The sequence below is a fragment of the Streptomyces sp. Y7 genome (assembly GCF_043195415.1).
In the GTDB taxonomy this organism is placed as follows: Bacteria; Actinomycetota; Actinomycetes; order Streptomycetales; family Streptomycetaceae; genus Streptomyces.
This window is the reverse complement of record NZ_JBIDDQ010000034.1, coordinates 14264-35788: the sequence shown is the minus strand read 5'-3', so window position 1 is coordinate 35788 and position 21525 is coordinate 14264. Positions and strand designations below refer to the sequence as shown.

At 70.1% G+C, this 21525-nt stretch carries 19 protein-coding genes and 1 riboswitch; of the genes, 18 read left to right on the top strand and 1 reads right to left on the bottom strand.

What is annotated here, in order from left to right:
• Positions 1-7: 7 nt before the first annotated feature.
• The 16 genes from ACGFW6_RS40905 (at position 8) to ACGFW6_RS40830 (ending at position 16893) form a co-directional block, all read left to right on the top strand.
• Positions 8-880, top strand: a complete 873-nt coding sequence (locus tag ACGFW6_RS40905) for a glycosyltransferase family 2 protein (protein ID WP_393521801.1) — start codon at positions 8-10, stop codon at positions 878-880.
• 93 nt (positions 881-973) lie between these two features.
• Positions 974-1903, top strand: a complete 930-nt coding sequence (locus ACGFW6_RS40900) for an ABC transporter permease (RefSeq protein WP_393521723.1) — start codon at positions 974-976, stop codon at positions 1901-1903.
• Positions 1896-2675: an ABC transporter ATP-binding protein gene (locus ACGFW6_RS40895; protein WP_393521721.1), complete on the top strand. Its 780-nt coding sequence runs from the start codon at positions 1896-1898 to the stop codon at positions 2673-2675. Before ACGFW6_RS40900 ends, ACGFW6_RS40895 begins: the two co-directional genes overlap by 8 nt.
• Positions 2676-3065: 390 nt before the next feature.
• Positions 3066-3965 carry a squalene synthase HpnC gene (gene hpnC, locus ACGFW6_RS40890; RefSeq protein ID WP_393521719.1) on the top strand — a complete coding sequence of 300 codons (900 nt, stop codon included), beginning with the start codon at positions 3066-3068 and terminating at the stop codon, positions 3963-3965.
• Positions 3962-4909: a presqualene diphosphate synthase HpnD gene (hpnD, locus tag ACGFW6_RS40885; RefSeq protein WP_393521717.1), complete on the top strand. Its 948-nt coding sequence runs from the start codon at positions 3962-3964 to the stop codon at positions 4907-4909. Before hpnC ends, hpnD begins: the two co-directional genes overlap by 4 nt.
• Positions 4909-5052, top strand: a complete 144-nt coding sequence (locus tag ACGFW6_RS40880; RefSeq protein WP_393521715.1) for a DUF6380 family protein — start codon at positions 4909-4911, stop codon at positions 5050-5052. The genes hpnD and ACGFW6_RS40880 overlap by 1 nt, the downstream gene beginning before the upstream one ends.
• Positions 5049-6476 (top strand): hydroxysqualene dehydroxylase HpnE, encoded by a 1428-nt coding sequence (hpnE, locus tag ACGFW6_RS40875; protein ID WP_393521713.1) that lies wholly within the window; start codon positions 5049-5051, stop codon positions 6474-6476. The genes ACGFW6_RS40880 and hpnE overlap by 4 nt, the downstream gene beginning before the upstream one ends.
• Positions 6476-7612, top strand: a complete 1137-nt coding sequence (locus tag ACGFW6_RS40870; protein WP_393521711.1) for a polyprenyl synthetase family protein — start codon at positions 6476-6478, stop codon at positions 7610-7612. Before hpnE ends, ACGFW6_RS40870 begins: the two co-directional genes overlap by 1 nt.
• A 143-nt stretch (positions 7613-7755) precedes the next feature.
• Positions 7756-9780: a squalene--hopene cyclase gene (gene shc, locus ACGFW6_RS40865; protein ID WP_393521709.1), complete on the top strand. Its 2025-nt coding sequence runs from the start codon at positions 7756-7758 to the stop codon at positions 9778-9780.
• Entirely contained in the window at positions 9780-10421 is a 642-nt protein-coding gene (locus tag ACGFW6_RS40860; protein ID WP_393521707.1) for a 1-hydroxy-2-methyl-2-butenyl 4-diphosphate reductase, read from the top strand. Before shc ends, ACGFW6_RS40860 begins: the two co-directional genes overlap by 1 nt.
• Positions 10422-10426: 5 nt before the next feature.
• Positions 10427-11449, top strand: a complete 1023-nt coding sequence (gene hpnH / locus ACGFW6_RS40855) for an adenosyl-hopene transferase HpnH (protein ID WP_393521705.1) — start codon at positions 10427-10429, stop codon at positions 11447-11449.
• A gap of 4 nt (positions 11450-11453) precedes the next feature.
• The gene (gene ispG / locus ACGFW6_RS40850) at positions 11454-12629 is read left to right on the top strand and encodes a flavodoxin-dependent (E)-4-hydroxy-3-methylbut-2-enyl-diphosphate synthase (RefSeq protein ID WP_393521703.1); all 1176 of its coding nucleotides are present in this window, start codon (positions 11454-11456) and stop codon (positions 12627-12629) included.
• A gap of 31 nt (positions 12630-12660) precedes the next feature.
• Entirely contained in the window at positions 12661-14604 is a 1944-nt protein-coding gene (gene dxs / locus ACGFW6_RS40845; protein ID WP_393521701.1) for a 1-deoxy-D-xylulose-5-phosphate synthase, read from the top strand.
• Complete coding sequence (locus ACGFW6_RS40840; protein WP_393521699.1) at positions 14601-15986, top strand: aspartate aminotransferase family protein; 1386 nt, start codon at positions 14601-14603, stop codon at positions 15984-15986. Before dxs ends, ACGFW6_RS40840 begins: the two co-directional genes overlap by 4 nt.
• A 168-nt stretch (positions 15987-16154) precedes the next feature.
• Positions 16155-16781, top strand: coding sequence for a helix-turn-helix domain-containing protein (locus ACGFW6_RS40835; RefSeq protein WP_393521697.1), 627 nt, complete (start codon positions 16155-16157; stop codon positions 16779-16781).
• Positions 16774-16893: a DUF6126 family protein gene (locus tag ACGFW6_RS40830; protein WP_393521695.1), complete on the top strand. Its 120-nt coding sequence runs from the start codon at positions 16774-16776 to the stop codon at positions 16891-16893. Before ACGFW6_RS40835 ends, ACGFW6_RS40830 begins: the two co-directional genes overlap by 8 nt.
• Before the next feature lie 114 nt (positions 16894-17007).
• Here the strand turns inward: ACGFW6_RS40830 and ACGFW6_RS40825 are convergent, their stop codons facing one another.
• A complete protein-coding gene (locus ACGFW6_RS40825; RefSeq protein ID WP_393521693.1) occupies positions 17008-17805 on the bottom strand; it encodes a tyrosine-protein phosphatase in 798 nt (265 codons plus the stop codon).
• 180 nt (positions 17806-17985) lie between these two features.
• On the opposite strand from ACGFW6_RS40825, the gene ACGFW6_RS40820 reads away from it, so the two are divergent.
• Positions 17986-20055, top strand: a complete 2070-nt coding sequence (locus tag ACGFW6_RS40820; RefSeq protein WP_393521691.1) for an alpha-galactosidase — start codon at positions 17986-17988, stop codon at positions 20053-20055.
• A gap of 299 nt (positions 20056-20354) precedes the next feature.
• Positions 20355-20520, top strand: a riboswitch (cyclic di-AMP (ydaO/yuaA leader).
• Positions 20521-20524: 4 nt separating this feature from the next.
• Positions 20525-21463, top strand: a complete 939-nt coding sequence (locus ACGFW6_RS40815) for a LysM peptidoglycan-binding domain-containing M23 family metallopeptidase (RefSeq protein WP_393521689.1) — start codon at positions 20525-20527, stop codon at positions 21461-21463.
• Positions 21464-21525 lie beyond the last annotated feature (62 nt).

Below are 21525 nucleotides of genomic sequence, written 5' to 3'. Positions count from 1 at the left end.
CGCGCCCATGAAGGTCGGCGCGGTCATCATCACCATGGGCAACCGCCCCGACGAGCTGCGCGCCCTCCTCGACTCGGTCGCCAAGCAGGACGGCGACCGTGTCGAGGTCGTCGTGGTCGGCAACGGCTCCCCGGTGCCGGACGTCCCCGAGGGCGTGCGCACCATCGAGCTGTCCGAGAACCTCGGCATCCCCGGCGGCCGCAACGTCGGTATCGAGGCCTTCGGCCCGAGCGGCCGCGACGTCGACATATTGCTCTTCCTCGACGACGACGGCCTCCTCGCCCACCACGACACCGCCGAGCTGTGCCGCGATGCCTTCTCGGCCGACCCGAAGCTCGGCATCGTCAGCTTCCGCATCGCCGACCCCGGGACCGGGGTCACCCAGCGCCGCCACGTCCCCCGGCTGCGCGCCTCCGACCCGATGCGCTCCTCCCGGGTCACCACCTTCCTCGGCGGCGCCAACGCCGTACGCACCCAGGTCTTCGCGGAAGTCGGTGGACTTCCGGACGAGTTCTTCTACGCCCACGAGGAAACCGACCTGGCATGGCGGGCCCTCGACGCGGGCTGGATGATCGACTACCGGTCCGACATGGTGCTGTACCACCCCACGACCGCGCCCTCGCGGCACGCGGTCTACCACCGCATGGTCGCCCGCAACCGCGTCTGGCTCGCCCGCCGCAACCTCCCCGCCCCCCTTGTCCCGGTCTATCTGGGCGTCTGGATGCTCCTCACCCTGGCCCGGCGCCCCTCCCGCCCGGCGCTGCGTGCATGGTTCGGCGGATTCCGGGAAGGCTGGACCACTCCGTGCGGTCCCCGCCGGCCCATGAAGTGGCGTACGGTGTGGCGGCTGACTCGACTGGGCCGACCTCCTGTCATCTGACAGGCTCGACCCTGAGAGCGACCGGGCCCGACGGCCCCAGGTTCATGCCAGGCCCGCACAGTCTGCGCATCTCGAAGACGAAAGTTTCAACTGGTGAGTGAGACAACGCACGACGGCTCGGTCGCGGTGAGCGCGCCGCCGTCGCCCGACGAGGGACTCACGGCGTCCGAGCTGGCCGCCAAGTACGGGCTCGCTGTCAGCGGCGCCCGCCCCTCGCTGTTCGAGTACGTCCGGCAGCTCTGGGACCGGCGGCACTTCATCCTCGCGTTCTCGCGGGCGAAGCTGACCGCCCAGTACAGCCAGGCGAAGCTCGGACAGCTCTGGCAGGTGGCCACCCCGCTGCTGAACGCCGCCGTGTACTTCTTCATCTTCGGCGTGATCCTCGAGGCCGACCGGGGCATGCCCCGCGAGGTGTACATCCCGTTCCTGGTCACGGGCGTCTTCGTGTTCACCTTCACCCAGAGCTCGGTGATGGCGGGCGTCCGCGCGATCTCGGGCAACCTTGGCCTGGTGCGCGCCCTGCACTTCCCGCGCGCCTCGCTCCCCATCTCCTTCGCGCTGCAGCAGCTCCAGCAGCTGCTGTACTCGATGATCGTGCTGTTCGTCGTGGCGATCGGCTTCGGCAGCTACCCGAAGCTCAGCTGGGTGCTGATCCTGCCCGTGCTGGTCCTCCAGTTCCTGTTCAACACCGGCCTCGCCCTGATCATGGCCCGGGCCGGCTCGAGGACCCCGGACCTGGCCCAGCTGATGCCGTTCGTGATGCGTACCTGGATGTACGCGTCCGGCGTGATGTTCTCCATCCCGGTCATGCTGAAGGACAAGCCGGAGTGGATCGCCACCGTCCTGCAGTGGAACCCGGCCGCGGTCTACATGGACCTGATGCGCTTCGCCATGATCGACGGCTACGGCTCCTCGAACCTGCCCGACCACGTCTGGGCGGCGGCGGCCGGCTGGGCGGCGCTGTTCGCGGTCGGCGGCTTCGTGTACTTCTGGAAGGCGGAGGAGAGGTACGGCCGTGGCTGAGCAGAGGGCGGACGCCCACATTCCCACCGTCATCGCGGACGAGCTGCACATCGTCTACCGCGTCAACGGCGCCAAGTCCGGCAAGGGCAGCGCCACGGCCGCCCTCAGCCGCATACTGAAGCGCGGCGAGGAGCGAGGCGTGCGCAAGGTGCACGCCGTACGCGGTGTCTCCTTCGTCGCCTACCGCGGCGAGGCCATCGGCCTGATCGGCTCCAACGGCTCCGGCAAGTCCACCCTGCTGCGTGCCATCGCCGGCCTGCTCCCGCCGGAGACGGGCAAGGTCTACACCGACGGCCAGCCCTCCCTGCTCGGTGTGAACGCGGCCCTGATGAACGACCTCACGGGCGAGCGCAACGTCATATTGGGCGGGCTTGCGATGGGCATGTCCCGCGAGCAGATCAAGGAGCGCTACCAGGACATCGTCGACTTCTCCGGCATCAACGAGAAGGGCGACTTCATTACCCTGCCCATGCGCACCTACTCGTCCGGTATGGCGGCCCGCCTGCGCTTCTCCATCGCCGCGGCCAAGGACCACGACGTCCTCATGATCGACGAGGCGCTGGCCACCGGCGACCGGAAGTTCCAGAAGCGCTCCGAGGACCGTATCCGTGAGCTGCGCAAGGAAGCCGGCACGGTGTTCCTGGTCAGCCACAACAACAAGTCCATCCGCGACACCTGCAACCGCGTGCTGTGGCTGGAACGCGGCGAGCTGCGTATGGACGGACCGACGGACGAGGTCCTCAAGGAGTACGAGAAGTTCACGGGCAAGTAGTCCACCCGGACATGGGCCGTGCGGCCCAGCAAGCTTCCCGGGGCCCCGCCGGAACTGCACCGGCGGGGCCCGCGTCTGCAAAGGAAACGTCAACTCCGGCTGGTTTGAGGAATCTTGACGTCAATCGGTGTGTTGTTGTGATGTGCAGGACACCCCCACGGGCCACGCTGCGTTGTACAACGTAAGCTGTACCGGTACCGAAACACGGCAAGTGGGGCGATAAGGCGCGACACCCCTCTCTCCGGGCTGCGGCGCGGACAGCCGGGCGGCGTGTCCGAAATAGTGTGCATTGGGTCGGCGGTGTAGAACGGGAGATGTGACGGCAATGGCTACGGAAACTCCCCAGCTCAACGCATCCGCCTGTGCCGTCCCCGCCCCGGGCAGTCCACGGTGACGGGAACCGGCGCGCGCCCGGTCGATCCGGCGCGCGGCACGCTCGACAAGGCCGCCGCGGAGAACTTCCCCGTGGCGCCGTTCTTCCTGCCCAGGGCCTGGCGCACCGATCTGATGGCCGTCTACGGCTTCGCCCGCCTCGTCGACGACATCGGCGACGGCGACCTCGCCCCCGGTGGCGCCGACGCCCGTCTGCTCGGCGTGTCACCCGAGTGGGCCGAGGACCGCCTGGTGCTGCTCGACGCCTTCGAGGCCGACCTGCACCGTGTCTTCGACGGCACCCCCGGCCACCCCCTGCTGCGCCGCCTCCAGCCGACGGTCCGCCGCCGTGCGCTGACGCCCGAGCCGTTCCTCGGTCTGATCGCCGCCAACCGCCAGGACCAGCTCGTCGGGCGCTACGAGACCTTCGACGATCTCCTTGCCTACTGCGAACTGTCCGCCAACCCCGTCGGCCGTCTCGTCCTCGCCGTCACCGGCACGGCGACGCCCGAGCGGATCCGCCGCTCCGACGCGGTGTGCACGGCGCTCCAGATCGTCGAGCATCTCCAGGACGTCGCTGAGGACCTCCGCCGTGACCGGATCTATCTGCCCGCGGCGGACATGAAACGCTTTCACGTCGACGAAACCGATCTCGGGGCGAAAACGGCGGGCGCATCGGTGCGCGCACTGGTTGCATACGAAGCCGAACGTGCCCGGAACCTCCTGAATGAAGGCACCCCCCTGGTGGGTAGCGTCCACGGCAGGCTCAAGCTGCTGCTCGCGGGTTTCGTGGCGGGGGGAAGGGCGGCGGTCGACGCGATCGCCGCCGCCGAATACGACGTACTGCCCGGCCCGCCCAAGGCCAGCAGGCTTCGGCTGCTGCGCGAGGTGGGCGTGACTCTGCGAGGAGAGGGGTGATCCGGACCGTGGAGTCTGCACCACACGCGTCCGCACCGGTACTCGCCGCCTACAGCTACTGCGAGGCCGTCACCGGACAGCAGGCACGGAACTTCGCCTACGGCATCAGACTGCTGCCCACGCCCAAGCGCCGGGCGATGTCGGCGTTGTACGCGTTCTCGCGCCGCGTCGACGACATCGGCGACGGCGCCCTGAGCGGCGACGTCAAGATCGCCAGGCTCGAGGACACCGGGAAGCTGCTGGCCCGGATCCGCGACCACGCCGTCGACGAGGACGACACCGATCCGGTGGCCGTCGCCCTCGCGCACGCCGCCGACGCCTTCCCGATCCCGCTCGGCGGACTGGACGAGCTGATCGACGGCGTCCTGATGGACGTGCGCGGCGAGACCTACGAGACCTGGGACGACCTGAAGGTCTACTGCCGCTGTGTGGCGGGCGCCATCGGGCGTCTGTCGCTCGGCGTGTTCGGCACCGAACGAGGGGCCCGCGGCGCCGAACGCGCGTCCGAGTACGCGGACACGCTCGGCCTGGCGCTGCAACTGACCAACATCCTGCGTGACGTCCGTGAGGACGCCGAGGGCGGGCGCACCTATCTGCCCTCCGACGACCTCGCCAAATTCGGCTGCTCGGCCGGCTTCAGCGGGCCGACACCACCGGAGGGCTCCGACTTCGCGGGCCTCGTCCACTTCGAAGTGCGACGGGCCCGCGCCCTTTTCGCCGAGGGCTACCGGCTGCTCCCCATGCTCGACCGGCGCAGCGGCGCCTGTGTCGCCGCCATGGCCGGCATCTACCGCCGGCTGCTGGACCGCATCGAGCGCGACCCGGAGGCCGTGCTGCGCGGCCGGGTCTCCCTGCCCGGGCGCGAGAAGGCGTACGTCGCCGTGCGCGGTCTGTCCGGTCTGGACGCCCGGCATGTCACCCGAACCGTCAGGAGGCGCGCCTGATGGACATTTCGGCCCAAGGTGATGCCACCGGGGAAAAGCGGCAGGCAACCCTCCGCCGTCATGCGGCGTCCCTGACTGAGACGACCGGCCGTGCACCGTTGAACCATCGGCACGGCGGCCGCGCAGGGGAGGGTGCACGATGACCGACGGCACGCGGCCGGACGGGTCGCTCGCGGACATCCCGGGGGGCGCCGGGAGGGACGCCGTCGTGATCGGCGGCGGGCTCGCCGGCATCACCGCCGCGCTCGCGCTCGCCGACGCGGGCGTCCGCGTCACCCTGATCGAGGGCAGGCCGAGGCTGGGCGGCCTGGCCTTCTCCTTCCAGCGCGGCGACCTGACCGTCGACAACGGACAGCACGTCTACCTGCGCTGCTGCACCGCCTACCGCTGGTTCCTCGACCGGATCGAGGGGACGGCGCTGGCACCGCTGCAGGATCGTCTCGACGTGCCCGTCATCGACCTCCACAAGCCCGAGGGCCGACGGCTCGGCAGGCTGCGGCGCGACGCGCTGCCCGTGCCCCTGCACCTGGGCCGGAGCCTTGCGACGTATCCGCATCTCTCCCTCGCCGAACGCGCCAGGGTCGGTCGTGCCGCGCTCGCGCTCAAGGGGCTCGACCTGGCCGATCCGACCCTGGACACCCAGGACTTCGGCAGCTGGCTGACCGCGCACGGTCAGTCGGCGCGTGCCGTCGAGGCCCTGTGGGACCTGGTCGGGGTCGCCACTCTCAACGCGGTCGCGGGCGACGCCTCGCTGGGGCTCGCCGCGATGGTGTTCAAGACCGGTCTGCTGTCCGACCCGGGCGCGGCCGACATCGGATGGGCGCGCGTCCCGCTGGGCGAACTGCATGACCGGCTGGCCCGCAAGGCGCTCGACTCCGCGGGCGTGCGTACCGAGGTCCGTACACGCGTCACCTCCATCTCCACTGAGGAGAACGGACGTTGGAGCGTCGAGGTTCCCGGCGAGACGCTCCACGCGGACGCGGTCGTGCTCGCCGTGGCCCAGCGCGAGGCGTACGACCTGCTGCCCGGCGGTGCCCTCGACGCCCCCGAACAGCTCCTGGAGATCGGCACCGCCCCGATCCTCAACGTCCACGTCGTCTACGACCGCAAGGTGCTGAGCACGCCGTTCCTGACGGCTCTGGGCACCCCGGTCCAGTGGGTGTTCGACCGCACCGACGCCTCCGGGCTCAAGGACGGCCAGTACCTCGCCGTCTCCCAGTCGGCCGCGCAGGACGAGATCGACGCACCCGTGGCCAGCCTGCGCGAGCGGTATCTGCCGGAGCTGGAGCGGCTGTTGCCCAGGGCACGCGGCGCCCGGGTGCTGGACTTCTTCGTGACCAGGGAGCGTACGGCGACGTTCGCGCCCACCCCCGGCGTCGGGCGGCTGCGGCCCGGCGCCCGCACCAAGGCAACCGGCCTGTACCTGGCCGGAGCGTGGACCGCCACAGGGTGGCCCGCGACCATGGAGAGTGCGGTCCGCAGTGGCGTGAGTGCGGCCGAAGCCGCGCTGAGCGCTCTGGGCCGGCCTCGCCCCAGCCACCTCTTCGACGTCGAGGAGGCGGCGTGATGCTGAACGAGCAGCCGGCGGCAGGCCCCCGCACCCCCCGTAGCGCAACAAGAGGAGAGAACGTGCCCACTGTGCCCCCGGCCGAGAAGGCCGATCGAGAGACAGCGGTGGACGTGACCGCGCTCCTGGAGCGCGGTAGGACCCTGACCACACCGGTCCTGCGGGCGGCCGTCGACCGCCTGGCTCCTCCGATGGACACCGTTTCCGCCTACCACTTCGGCTGGATCGACGCCGACGGCAGGCCCACGGCCGGCGACGGCGGCAAGGCCGTACGCCCCGCCCTCGCGCTACTCTCCGCCGAGGTCACCGGCGCCGCGCCCGAGACCGGCGTCCCCGGAGCCGTCGCCGTCGAACTGGTCCACAACTTCTCGCTGCTGCACGACGACCTGATGGACGGCGACGAGCAGCGCCGCCACCGCGACACGGTCTGGAAGGTGCACGGTCCCGCCCAGGCCATCCTCGTCGGCGACGCCATGTTCGCGCTGGCCAACGAGGTGCTGCTGGAGCTCGGCACCGTCGAGGCCGGCCGTGCCACCCGCCGCCTGGCCACCGCCACCCGCGCCCTGATCGACGGCCAGGCCCAGGACATCTCCTACGAGCACCGCGACCGCGTCAGCGTCGAGGAGTGCCTGGAGATGGAGGGCAACAAGACCGGCGCCCTGATCGCCGCCGCCAGCTCCATCGGCGCGGTGCTCGCCGGCGCGGACGACCGCACCGCCGACGCCCTGGAGAAGTACGGCTACCACCTGGGCCTCGCCTTCCAGGCCGTCGACGACCTCCTCGGCATCTGGGGCGACCCGGTCTCCACCGGCAAGCAGACCTGGAGCGACCTGCGCCAGCGCAAGAAGTCCCTGCCGGTCGTGGCCGCGCTCGCGGCGGGCGGCCCGGCCTCCGAGCGGCTCGGCGAGATCCTCGCCGCCGACGCCAAGAGCAGCGACTTCGAGAACTTCTCCGAGGAGGAGTTCGCCGCCCGCGCCGCCCTGATCGAGGAGGCGGGCGGCCGCGAGTGGACGGCCGGGGAAGCGCGCCGCCAGCACGCGATCGCCGTCGAGGCCCTGGACGCCGTCGACATGCCCGATCGGGTGCGGGCGCAGTTCACGGCGCTCGCCGACTTCGTCGTCGTACGAAAGAGATGATCACCACCGGGCGAAAAGAGATGATCAGTATCGGTCGAATAGCCCTCGCGTAGTCGCCGGCCGGTGTCGCTGGATGAAGCGCACCGGCCGACGGCGGACCCACAGCAGACGCACTACCTGTAGCACTGCACGAAGGGGAAGCCATGACAGCGACGACCGACGGAAGCACCGGGGCGCGGCCGCCCCGGGCAGCCGCGGCCAGCGACACCGACAGCGAGAACCCCGTGGCGGCCGGGGTGCACGAAGCCGCCGTGGGTGCGGTCCGGCGCGCCACCGAGTTCCTGCTGGCGAAGCAGGACGCCCAGGGCTGGTGGAAGGGCGACCTCGAGACGAACGTCACCATGGACGCCGAGGACCTTCTGCTCCGTCAGTTCCTGGGTATCCGGGACGAGAAGACCACCCAGGCCGCCGCGCTCTTCATCCGCGGAGAGCAGCGCGAGGACGGCACCTGGGGCACCTTCTACGGCGCGCCCGGCGAGCTCTCCGCCACCATCGAGGCGTACGTCGCCCTGCGCCTGGCGGGCGACGCGCCGGACGCACCGCACATGGCGCGGGCCTCTGCCTGGATCCGTGAGCAGGGCGGCATCGCCGCGGCCCGGGTCTTCACGCGGATCTGGCTGGCCCTGTTCGGCTGGTGGAAGTGGGAGGACCTGCCCGAACTCCCGCCGGAGCTCATCTACTTCCCCAAGTGGGTCCCGCTCAACATCTACGACTTCGGCTGCTGGGCCCGGCAGACCATCGTCCCGCTGACGATCGTCTCCGCGAAGCGCCCGGTGCGGCCCGCGCCCTTCCCCCTCGACGAACTGCACGCCGACCCGGCGAACCCCAACCCGCCCAAGCCCCTTGCTCCGGTCGCGAGTTGGGACGGCGCCTTCCAGCGGCTCGACAAGGCCCTGCACCAGCTGCGCAAGGTCGCCCCGCGCAAGCTGCGCCGAGCCGCCATGAACAGCGCCGCACGCTGGATCATCGAGCGCCAGGAGAACGACGGCTGCTGGGGCGGCATCCAGCCCCCGGCGGTGTACTCGATCATCGCGCTGCACCTGCTCGGCTACGACCTCGAGCATCCCGTGATGCGCGAGGGCCTCGCCTCGCTGGACCGTTTCGCCATCTGGCGCGAGGACGGGGCCCGCATGATCGAGGCCTGCCAGTCACCGGTCTGGGACACCTGCCTCGCCACCATCGCCCTGGTGGACGCCGGCGTGCCCGCCGATCACCCGCAACTGGTCAGGGCCGCCGACTGGATGCTGGGCGAGGAGATCGTCCGGCCCGGCGACTGGGCCGTCAAGCGCCCCGAACTGCCGCCGGGCGGCTGGGCGTTCGAGTTCCACAACGACAACTACCCCGACATCGACGACACCGCCGAGGTGGTCCTCGCGCTGCGCCGGGTCCGGCACCACGACCCGGAGCGGCTGGAGCGGGCGATCGGCCGCGGGGTGCGCTGGAACCTCGGGATGCAGTCGCGCAACGGGGCGTGGGGCGCCTTCGACGTCGACAACACGAGCCCGTTCCCGAACCGGCTGCCGTTCTGCGACTTCGGCGAGGTCATCGACCCGCCGTCGGCGGACGTCACCGCGCATGTCGTGGAGATGCTCGCGGTCGAGGGCCTCGCCCACGACCCGCGCACCCGGCGCGGCATCCGGTGGCTGCTCGCCGAGCAGGAGCCGGACGGCTCGTGGTTCGGCCGCTGGGGCGTGAACTACGTCTACGGCACCGGATCCGTCGTACCGGCCCTGGTGGCCGCCGGCATGCCGGGCTCGCACCCCGCGATCCGGCGCGCCGTCACCTGGCTGGAGTCCGTCCAGAACGACGACGGCGGCTGGGGCGAGGACCTGCGCTCCTACAAATACGTCAAGGAGTGGAGCGGCAGAGGTGCCTCGACGGCCTCGCAGACCGCGTGGGCACTGATGGCCCTGCTGGCCGCGGGGGAGAGGGACTCCAAGGCGGTCGAGCGCGGCATCGAGTGGCTCGCGGCCACCCAGCTGGCGGACGGCTCCTGGGACGAGCCGTACTTCACCGGCACCGGGTTCCCCTGGGACTTCTCGATCAACTATCACCTCTACCGGCAGGTCTTCCCGCTGACCGCGCTCGGCCGGTACGTGCACGGGGAGCCCTTCGCCGAGCGGAGCGAGAGGCCCAGCAGGTCGCTCGCCGAGGCCAAGGGGAGCTGATGAGCCCACAGCCCGCCCCGGTCCCGCTGCTGATCGCCTGCGCGCTCGGCATCGAGCAGTTCGCCCTGCGCGCGGGCGAGCGCGGCGGGGCCGGCGGGCCGGTCACCGTGCTGCGCACGGGCATGGGCCCCCGGTCGGCCGAACGCTCCGTCACCCGGATGCTGGCCGACCCGGCCCTCACCGGGGCAGCCGTCCTCGCCACCGGCTTCTGCGCGGGGCTCGCCCCCGGGATGCACCCCGGCGATCTGGTGGTCGCCGAGGAGACCCGGGATCCGGCGGGAACCGTTCCGTGCGTGGGGACCGACCTACTCGTCAAGGAACTCGTGCGGACCGTCCCGGGCCGCACCGTCCACACCGGGCCGCTCACCGGCTCGGATCATGTCGTCCGAGGTCAGGAACGGTCGGATCTGCGCACGACCGGCGCAATCGCGGTCGACATGGAGTCGGCGGCCACGCTCCTGAGCGCCGTCCGCACGGGCGAGCGCCCGGTTGCGGCCGTCCGGGTGGTCGTGGACGCTCCAGAACATGAACTCGTCCGGATCGGCACGTTGCGCGGTGGAATATCAGCTTTCCGCGTCCTTCGTACCGTTCTACCCGCATTCTATGAATGGCACCGTTCTTTGCTGCTCCCCAGGAGGTGAGCCAGATGGCCATGCCGCTGCGTCAGTCCATCAAGGTCGCTACTTACTTGGCCGAACAGAAGCTCCGCAGGCGTGACAAGTTCCCGCTGATCGTCGAGCTCGAGCCGCTGTTCGCCTGCAACCTCAAGTGCGAGGGCTGCGGCAAGATCCAGCATCCGGCCGGCGTCCTCAAGCAGCGCATGCCGGTGGCCCAGGCCGTGGGAGCGGTGCTCGAATCCGGCGCCCCCATGGTGTCCATCGCCGGCGGCGAGCCGCTGATGCACCCGCAGATCGACGAGATCGTGCGTCAGCTGGTGGCCAAGCGGAAGTACGTCTTCCTGTGCACCAACGCCCTGCTGATGCGCAAGAAGATGGACAAGTTCACGCCCTCGCCCTACTTCGCCTTCGCCGTGCACATCGACGGCCTGCGCGAGCGGCACGACGAGTCGGTGGCCAAGGAGGGCGTGTTCGACGAGGCGGTGGAGGCGATCAAGGAGGCCAAGCGGCGCGGCTTCCGGGTCACCACCAACTCGACCTTCTTCAACACCGACACCCCGCAGACCATCATCGAGGTGCTCAACTTCCTCAACGACGACCTCAAGGTCGACGAGATGATGATCTCGCCCGCGTACGCCTACGAGAAGGCCCCCGACCAGGAGCACTTCCTCGGCGTCGAGCAGACCCGCGAGCTGTTCAAGAAGGCTTTCGCGGGCGGCAACCGCAGGAAGTGGCGGCTGAACCACTCGCCGCTGTTCCTCGACTTCCTCGAGGGCAAGGTCGACTTCCCGTGCACCGCCTGGGCGATCCCGAACTACTCCCTGTTCGGCTGGCAGCGCCCCTGCTACCTGATGAGCGACGGCTACGTCCCGACGTACCGGGAGCTGATCGAGGAGACCGACTGGGACAAGTACGGCCGAGGCAAGGACCCGCGCTGCGCCAACTGCATGGCGCACTGCGGCTACGAGCCCACCGCCGTCCTCGCCACCATGGGCTCGCTGAAGGAGTCGCTGCGCGCCATGCGCGAGACGGTCTCCGGAAACCGGGAGTGACGCCATGACCGCCATCTCCTTGGGCGTCCCCGAGGTACCGGTCCGGCCGGTCGCCGAGCGACGCGTGTCGCGGCAGATCCAGGTCGGTCCGGTGGCGGTCGGGGGCGGTGCCCCGGTGTCGGTGCAGTCGATGACGACGACGCGTACGTCGGACATCGGCGCCACCTTGCAGCAGATCGCCGAGCTGACGGCTTCCGGGTGCCAGATCGTGCGCGTCGCCTGTCCGACACAGGACGACGCGGACGCGCTGGCGACCATCGCCCGCAAGTCGCAGATCCCGGTGATCGCGGACATCCACTTCCAGCCCAAGTACGTGTTCGCCGCGATCGAGGCCGGCTGTGCGGCCGTCCGGGTCAATCCCGGCAACATCAAGCAGTTCGACGACAAGGTCAAGGAGATCGCGCGGGCCGCCAAGGACCACGGCACCCCGATCCGCATCGGCGTCAACGCCGGATCGCTGGACCGGCGGCTGCTCCAGAAGTACGGCAAGGCCACTCCGGAGGCGCTCGTGGAGAGCGCGCTGTGGGAAGCCTCGCTGTTCGAGGAGCACGGCTTCCGGGACATCAAGATCTCGGTGAAGCACAACGACCCGGTCGTGATGATCGAGGCGTACGCGCAGCTCGCGGCGCAGTGCGACTACCCGCTGCACCTCGGGGTCACCGAGGCCGGGCCCGCGTTCCAGGGCACCATCAAGTCGGCGGTCGCCTTCGGCGCGCTGCTGTCGCGGGGCATCGGCGACACCATCCGGGTCTCGCTGAGCGCCCCGCCCGCCGAGGAGGTCAAGGTCGGCATCCAGATCCTGGAGTCCCTGAACCTCAGGCAGCGGCGGCTGGAGATCGTCTCCTGTCCCTCGTGCGGGCGTGCGCAGGTCGACGTCTACAAGCTCGCGGACGAGGTCACCGCCGGCCTGGAAGGCATGGAAGTGCCGTTGCGGGTAGCCGTGATGGGCTGTGTCGTCAACGGCCCCGGCGAGGCACGGGAGGCGGACCTGGGGGTCGCCTCCGGCAACGGCAAGGGGCAGATCTTCGTCAAGGGCGAGGTCATCAAGACCGTCCCCGAGTCCAAGATCGTCGAGACGCTGATCGAAGAGGCGATGAAGATCGCCGAGCAGATGGAACAGGACGGGGCCGCATCGGGCGCCCCCACGGTCACGGGGAAACCGGCAGTGACCGTGAGTTGAAGCGAGGCACGGACCGAGAGGGGGCCCGAGCGTGACGATTCTGGAGAGCATCCGGGGACCACGTGACCTGAAGGCGCTGTCCGAGGCGGAACTCGGCGAACTGTCCGACGAGATCAGGGAGTTCCTGGTGCACGCGGTCGCCAGGACCGGCGGACATCTCGGGCCCAACCTGGGAGTGGTGGAACTGTCCATCGCGCTCCACCGGGTCTTCGAGTCACCGGTCGACCGCATCGTCTGGGACACCGGCCACCAGAGCTATGTGCACAAGCTGCTGACGGGGCGCCAGGACTTCTCCAAGCTGCGCGGCAAGGGCGGCCTGTCCGGCTACCCCTCGCGCGAGGAGTCCGAGCATGACATCGTCGAGAACAGTCACGCCTCCACCGCCCTCGGCTGGGCCGACGGGCTCGCCAAGGCCCACCGGGTGCAGGGGGAGAAGGGCCACGTCGTCGCGGTGATCGGCGACGGGGCGCTGACCGGCGGCATGGCCTGGGAGGCGCTGAACAACATCGCGGCGGCCAAGGACCGTCCGCTGATCATCGTCGTCAACGACAACGAACGGTCGTACGCGCCGACCATCGGGGGCCTCGCCAACCACCTGGCCACCCTGCGCACCACCGACAGCTACGAGCGGGTCCTGGCCTGGGGCAAGGACGTGCTCCAGCGCACGCCCGTCGTCGGCACCACCGTCTACGAGGCCCTGCACGGCGCGAAGAAGGGCTTCAAGGACGCGTTCGCGCCGCAGGGGCTCTTCGAGGACCTGGGACTGAAGTACGTCGGCCCGATCGACGGGCACGACATCGGCGCCGTCGAGTCCGCGCTGCGGCGGGCGAAACGCTTCCACGGGCCGGTACTGATCCACTGCCTCACGGAGAAGGGACGCGGCTACGAACCCGCCCTCGCCCACGAGGAGGACCACTTCCACACCGTCGGCGTGATGGACCCACTGACCTGCGAGCCGCTCGCGCCGTCGGGCGGGCCGTCCTGGACGTCGGTGTTCGGCGAGGAGATCGTGCGGATCGGCGAGGAACGGGAGGACGTCGTGGCGATCACGGCGGCCATGCTGCACCCCGTCGGGCTGGGCAAGTTCGCCGAACGGTTCCCCGACCGGGTCTGGGACGTCGGGATCGCCGAACAGCACGCGGCCGTGTCGGCGGCGGGCCTCGCCACGGGCGGACTGCACCCGGTCGTCGCCATCTACGCCACCTTCCTCAACCGCGCCTTCGACCAGCTCCTCATGGACGTCGCGCTGCACCGCTGCGGAGTGACGTTCGTGCTGGACCGGGCCGGCGTCACGGGCGCCGACGGTGCCTCCCACAACGGCATGTGGGACATGTCGATCCTCCAGGTCGTCCCCGGCCTGCGGATCGCCGCGCCACGCGACGCCGACCAGCTGCGGGCGCAGCTGCGCGAGGCCGTGGCCTGCGACGACGCGCCGACACTCGTACGGTTCCCGAAGGAGTCCGTCGGGCCGTCGATTCCGGCGCTCGACCGGGTGGGCGGACTGGACGTGCTGCACCGGGACGCCGGTGAGCCGGACGTCCTGCTCGTCGCCGTCGGCGTGATGGCCCCGGTCTGCCTCCAGGCGGCCGAGCTACTGCGGGCCCGCGGCGTCAACTGCACCGTCGTCGACCCGCGGTGGGTGAAACCCGTCGACCCCGCGCTCGCACCGCTCGCCGCGCAGCACCGGCTGGTGGCCGTCGTCGAGGACAACAGCCGCTCGTCCGGGGTCGGCTCCGCGGTGGCTCTCGCGCTGGGCGACGCCGATGTCGACGTGCCGGTGCGGCGGTTCGGCATCCCGGAGCAGTTCCTCGCGCACGCCAAGCGGGGCGAGGTGCTGGCGGACATCGGGCTCACGCCCGTCGAGGTCGCCGGACGGATCAGCGCCAGCCTGGCTCTCAAGGAGGCCGAGGGCGGCCCGGCCGACGGTGTCCAGGACGGTCGTACCGTCGTGTCAGTCAAGGAGAAGGCCGAATGACCACGGAGTTCGACCTCGGCAGACTCATCGCCGAGCGCGGAGCCGAGCGCTACGAGCTGCACACGAAGCACCTGAACCACCAGCTCCCGCGCATGCTGCACACCATCGGCTTCGACAAGGTCTACGAGCGGGCCGAGGGCGCCTACTTCTGGGACGCGGACGGCGACGACTACCTGGACATGCTCGCCGGGTTCGGGGTGATGGGGCTCGGGCGCCACCACCCCGTCGTCCGCAAGGCGCTGCACGACGTCCTCGACGCCCAGCTCGCCGACCTCACCCGCTTCGACTGCCAGCCGCTGCCCGGGCTGCTCGCGGAACGGCTCCTGACGCACAGCCCGCACCTGGACCGGGTGTTCTTCGGCAACAGCGGGACGGAGGCGGTGGAGACCGCGCTGAAGTTCGCACGGTTCGTCACCGGGAAGCCGAGGGTGCTCTACTGCGACCACGCCTTCCACGGGCTGACCACGGGCTCCCTGTCCGTCAACGGCGAGTCCGGCTTCCGGGACGGCTTCGCCCCGCTGCTGCCGGACACGGCGGTGCCCCTCGGCGATCTCGACGCCCTGGCCCGGGAGCTGAAGAAGGGCGACGTCGCCGCCCTGATCGTCGAACCGATCCAGGGCAAGGGCGTGCACGAGGCGCCGCCCGGCTATCTGCGGGCCGCCCAGGAACTGCTGCACCGGCACAAGGCGCTGCTCATCGCCGACGAGGTGCAGACAGGGCTCGGCCGGACCGGCGACTTCTACGCCTACCAGCACGAGGAGGGCGTCGAGCCGGACCTGGTGTGCGTGGCCAAGGCACTCTCCGGCGGCTATGTGCCGGTGGGGGCCACGCTCGGCAAGGACTGGATCTTCAAGAAGGTCTACTCGTCCATGGACCGCGTACTGGTCCACTCGGCGAGCTTCGGCTCCAACGCGCAGGCCATGGCGGCCGGGCTCGCCGTGCTGTCCGTCATGGAGAACGAGCAGATCGTCGCCAACGCCCGGGCCACCGGGGAACAGCTCAGGTCCCGGCTCGCCGCGCTGATCGACAAATACGAACTGCTCGCCGACGTCCGCGGCCGGGGCCTGATGATCGGCATCGAGTTCGGCCGGCCCGACTCGCTGAAGCTGCGTGGCCGGTGGACCATGCTCCAGGCCGCGCGCAAGGGACTGTTCGCGCAGATGGTCGTCGTCCCACTGCTGCGGCGGCACCGGATCCTCACCCAGGTCTCCGGCGACCACCTGGAGGTGATCAAGCTCATCCCGCCGCTGATCATCGGCGAGCGGGAGGTGGACCGGTTCGTCGAGGCCTTCACCGATGTGATGGACGACGCACACAGCGGGGGCGGGCTGATGTGGGACTTCGGCAAGACGCTGATCAAGCAGGCGGTCGCCAACCGGTAGGACATCGGGCCGGGAGGTTGATCCAGCGGGAGGTTGCCAACCGCTGGGACGCCGGGCCGGCCAGAGATCCGCCGCGAGCCCCGGCCACAGGGCGAAGCGCCGGCCAGCTGTTTTGCCTGTGAGGCAAAGAATTTGCCTGCCAGGCAAGACGAGGGCTCAATGGGAGTCATGAGCTCTCCCGAGACCGAGCCGCCGGACGGGCCGGACGACATCCTGCCCGCCGTCGCCCCCCAGCTTCGCGCGCTGCGCCGCCGTGCCTCCCTCACCCTGGAGGCCGCGGCCCGTTCCGCCGGGCTGTCGCCGGCCCACCTCTCCCGGCTGGAGACCGGGCAGCGCCAGCCCTCGCTGCCGATGCTGCTCGCGCTCGCACGTACCTACGGTACGACGGTCTCCGACCTGCTCGGCGAGTCGGTCGCGGACCGGGACGCCGTCGTACGGGCCGCCGACATGGAACCCACCGCCGCGGGCGGCTGGACGTACTGGCAGGCGGGCGCGCCCGGGCGCGGGATGCAGGCCCTGCGGGTCCACGTGCCGCACGGTTCGCAGGGCGACATCGTGCGGGTCCATCCCGGCGAGGAGTGGCTCTACGTCCTCGAAGGGCGGCTGCGGCTGCGCCTCGGGGACACCACGCACCGGCTCGCGCCCGGAGACAGCGCGCACTTCGACTCGCTCACCCCGCACCGCATCGCCGCCCTGGACCCGGGCGGGGTCGAGCTCTTGTTCGTCCACACCCTGTTGCAGAGCCCCACGGCCACCCTGTGCCTGGGCCCCACCCCTGGAGAGAGTCATGGCTGACATGGAGGAGAAGTTCCCGCGTGCCCTGTGGGTGCGGCTCATCATCTACATCGCGGTGGGGCACGTCTTCGCCGCCTTCATCTACCTCCTGTTCGAGGCGGGCGCGCAGTAGCAGGCGGCACGCGGCGGCGTTCGGCGTCAGTACCGGTGTCGGCGTCTGCATCGGTACCGGTGCCGGCACCGGCACCGGCCGAGTAGTCGGGTCCCTGCCCGCGTGGGCGGACCGTCAGTCGAGCAGCCGATCCCGCAGGAGCTCCCGGGCCTCGGGGGTCAGCCGCAGGCCCTGCTCCAGGTAGGTGTCGACGCCGCCCCACGTCTCCTCGATCGTCTCGAACGCCGCGGTCAGATACTCGGGCCGCGCGTCGAACAGCGGGCTGAGCAGCTCCATGACCTCCGGCGAGTACGCGGAGGCGTCGCTGCCGCTGCGGCGCACCTTGTAGCGGCGGTGCTTGGCGTTGGACTCCAGGTAGTCGGCGACGATCGCGTCGCGCTCGACGCCGAGAGCCAGCAGTGTCACGGCGATGGACAGGCCCGCGCGGTCCTTGCCGGCCGCGCAGTGCATCAGCGCCGGAACGCTGTCCTCGGCGAGCGAGTGCAGCACCTGGGAGTGTTCGCCGGTGCGTTCCTTGATGATCGAGCGGTAGGAGACGATCATCCGGTTCGCGCCCTTGCCGTCGGCCAGTATGCCGCGCAGCTGGTCGAGATCGCCGTCCCGGACCATCTTCCAGAACTCCGCGCCGTCCGCGGGGTCGGACAGTGGCAGGTTGACGTTGCGCACGCCCGGCAGCTCGATGTCGGGTCCTTCGAGTTTCTGGTCGGCCGCGTTGCGGAAGTCGAAGATCGTGTGCAGCCCCAGCGAACCGAGGAAGTCGGCGTCCTCGGCGGTCGCGTGGGCGAGGTGGCCGCTGCGGAACAGCACGCCGTGCCGCACCCGTCGTCCGTCCACGGTGGGCAGGCCGCCCACATCACGGAAGTTGCGAACCCCGGCCAGTTCGGGCTCGGTCGACGGGATCTGCTGCGTCACGGGGGCTCCTCCCAGTCGTCCCCGGCGGCGCGGCTCGGCGATGCGGCCGTCGGGGTGCGCTCTCGACCATACGACATGGATTCCTGGGGCAATGAGTTGTCCACAGGCGTTGCCCCGGGGCCGCACGGCCCTTGATGATGTTGGTACTTGATCGCACCTGTTCGTCTCTGTGGGGGCTTGATGCTGGAGATCTCCAACCACGGCCGCACTTGGCTCCTCTCAGGGCCGAGCAGCAGCTACGCCGTCCACCTGACCGACGGCGACGAACTGCTGCACCTCCACTGGGGCCCGCGGATCGCACTCGCCGACGCCGAGGCCCTCGCCGTCCGCCCGCTGCCGCAGTACTGGCCCTTCGAGTCCCCGCTCGACGGACGTGAGGAGTACCCGGTCGAGGGCGGCCCCCGCTTCGTACGGCCCGCCCTGTCCGTGCGCACCGACGAGCGGCGCGGCACCGAGTGGAGCTTCGAGCGGTACGAGTCCGAGGGTGACGAACTGCGGTTGCGCTTTCGTGACGGCGGGCTGAACGTGACGCTGCACTACCGGATGCGCGAGGACGTCGTCGAGCGCTGGGTGACCCTGGACAACGAGGGGGACGGCCTGGAGCTGCTGCGCGCCGACTCCGCCACGTGGACGCTGCCCGACCGGGAGGGCTGGCGGCTCTCCCAGCTGCACGGCCGCTGGGGCGCCGAGTCACGGCTCGCGCAGGCCCCGCTCACCCATGGCGAGAAGGTCATCGGCAGCCGCCGGGGACACACCGGCCACCAGCACCTGCCCTGGGTCGCGCTCGACACGGACGCCACCGAGGAGCGCGGCGAGGTCTACGGCTGCGCGCTCGGCTGGTCCGGGTCCTGGCGTATCGCCGTGGCCCAGCTCCCGGACGCGCGCGTGCAGATCTCCGGAGGCGCCGGGTACGACGACTCGGGCCTGCTGCGGCTGGCGGCGGGGGAGTCCTTCACCTCTCCCGTGTTCGCGGGTCTGTGGAGCGACGGCGGCTTCGGCGGGGCGAGCCGGGCCTGGCACGCGTACCAGCGCGCGTATGTGATCCCGGACGCCGACCGGGACCGGCCGGTGCTGTTCAACTCCTGGGAGGCGACGGAGTTCGACATCTCCGAGGAGCAGCAGAGTCTCCTCGCGCGCCGGGCCGCGGCCATCGGCGTCGAGCTGTTCGTCGTGGACGACGGCTGGTTCGGGACGCGCACCAGCGATCGCGCCGGGCTCGGCGACTGGACGCCGAACCCCGACCGCTTCCCCTCCGGCCTCCGGCCGCTCGCCGAGTACGTGCACACGCTCGGCATGCAGTTCGGCATCTGGGTCGAGCCGGAAATGGTCAATCCGGACAGCGACCTGTATCGGGGACATCCCGAGTGGGTTCAGTATCAATCAGGACGAAAGCGGACGGAATTCCGTAATCAACTGGTGCTGAACCTCGCCCGCGACGACGTTCAGGAGTACCTGTGGGCGCAGCTCGACGGGCTCCTCTCCAGTGCCCCGATCGACTATGTGAAGTGGGACTTCAACCGCTGCTTCAGCGACGCCGGCTGGCCCGGTGAGGCGTATCCGCAGCGTCTGTGGGTCGACCATGTGCGAGCCTTGTACGGCCTGCTGGACCGGCTGCGCGCCGCTCACCCCGGCGTCGCCTTCGAGTCCTGCTCGGGCGGCGGCGGACGGGTCGATCTCGGCGTGCTCGGCCGCACGGACCAGGTGTGGACCTCGGACAACACCGACCCCCTCGACCGGCTCGCCATCCAGCACGGCTTCAGTCAGATCCATCCCGCCCGCGCCATGGCCGCCTGGGTCACCGACAGTCCGAACGCCATGCTCAACCACCGCGCGAGCTCGTTGCGCTTCCGGTTCGTGAGCGCGATGGCGGGGGTGCTCGGGGTCGGCGGTGACCTCACGCAATGGACCGAGGAGGAGCTCGCCGAGGCCGGGGAGTGGGTGGCCCTCTACAAGAAGATCCGGTCCTTGGTCCAGCGCGGTGACCTCTATCGGCTGCGGCCTCCGCGGGGTGGGCTCAGTGCGGTGCAGTACGTGCTCGGGGGCGAGACGGTGGTCCTCGCCTGGCTTCAGGCGCAGCGTTTCGGGGAGCCTCTTCCGGCGCTGCGACTGCAAGGTCTGGATCCGGCATCGACCTACGAATGCCTTGAAACGGGCGAAATTCACCGAGGTGCCGTACTGGTACATCACGGACTGCGGACCGGTCTGCACGGTGACCTTGATGCGGCAGTTATTCGACTCCGTCGCATCTAGGTGTTCTGTCCGAATTGGCGCCTTCCTTCCAACTCGGCCTGCAATAAAGAAAGCTGGAGCGGCGTCACGTGAGGAGCGTCATATCCGTGACGGTGCGTCGCCCGTCATGTTCACGTAATTCATGCACTTTTCAAGGGGCTTTGAGTCGGGCGGTACTCCCGTATTTCACGCACGGTGACGGCTAATTCCCACAAGGGATCAAGAGGAACGCATTCGGACGGAACCCCTCACTTGTTCCCATGCGTCTTCCTCGCTTACGTTCACGACCAATCCGGACGGACGCCCAATCCTGCCGCCGCTCGGATTCCGCGCAAACTCACCCGTGCACGGCAGGAGCGGGGGACCCACAGGTAGAACCGCCTGTTCCGGTCTCCGGAACGGCTAGGGGTCAAGTCGCGCCATGGCGCGGCCGGGCATCTCCAGCCCGCACCCGACAGCTCACCTCGCAGGCGCCGGAGAGGAATTCGTCATGCCCGCGAAGGGTAAGCATCGCCGTCCGAAGTCCCTGCGCTTCACGCGCTCCATCGCCGTCGCCGGAACCGGTGGCGCCGCCCTCGCTCTGCCCCTGATGGGAGCCGCCGGCGCCCACGCCGCTCCGTCGCAGTCCGTTTCGGAAAAGGCCGTTCAGTCCCTTCCGGTCGCCGGCCAGAAGGCCGTCGAGAAGAAGGCCGCCCAGAAGAAGTCGGGCGTACGGACTTATTCGGTGAAGGTCGGCGATTACCTTTCGAAGATCGCCGACGAGCAGAACGTCAGCGGTGGCTGGAAGAAGCTCTACGCCGACAACCGTGACGCCGTCGGCTCCGACCCGTCGCTGATTCACCCGGGTCTCAAGCTCGCCCTCGGCGGCAAGAAGGCCGCGACGACCGCCCCCAAGTCGTCGCCCTCCAAGCCCTCTTCGGCGTCCGAGTCGTCCAAGAAGGACGCGCCCACCACGAAGTCCTCCACGCCGAAGAAGGCCCAGAAGGCGACCACGGCCGCCGAGACCACCAGCACGGTCAACGGCTTCTCCGCTCCGCTGTCCGGCGCCTCCCTCGGCACCGGCTACAAGGTCGCGGGCAGCATGTGGTCCAGCGGCTACCACACCGGCGTCGACTTCGCCGCCGCGACCGGCACCCCGCTCAAGGCGGTCGGCGCGGGCACCGTCGTCTCGGCCGGCTGGGGCGGCGCGTACGGCAACCAGGTCGTCATCCAGCTCGCCGACGGCTACTACGCCCAGTACGCCCACCTGTCCTCGCTCTCGGTCTCCAGCGGCCAGACGGTGACCGCGGGCCAGCAGATCGGCCTCTCCGGCGCGACCGGCAACGTCACCGGCCCGCACCTGCACTTCGAGATCCGCACCACGCCGGACTACGGCTCGGACGTGGACCCGGTCGCCTACCTGCGTGGCAAGGGCGTCGCCATCGGCTGACGCGCGTCCACGCGAGAACCACCTGCCTGACACGCGGCCGAAGGCCGGACCCCGATCCCCGG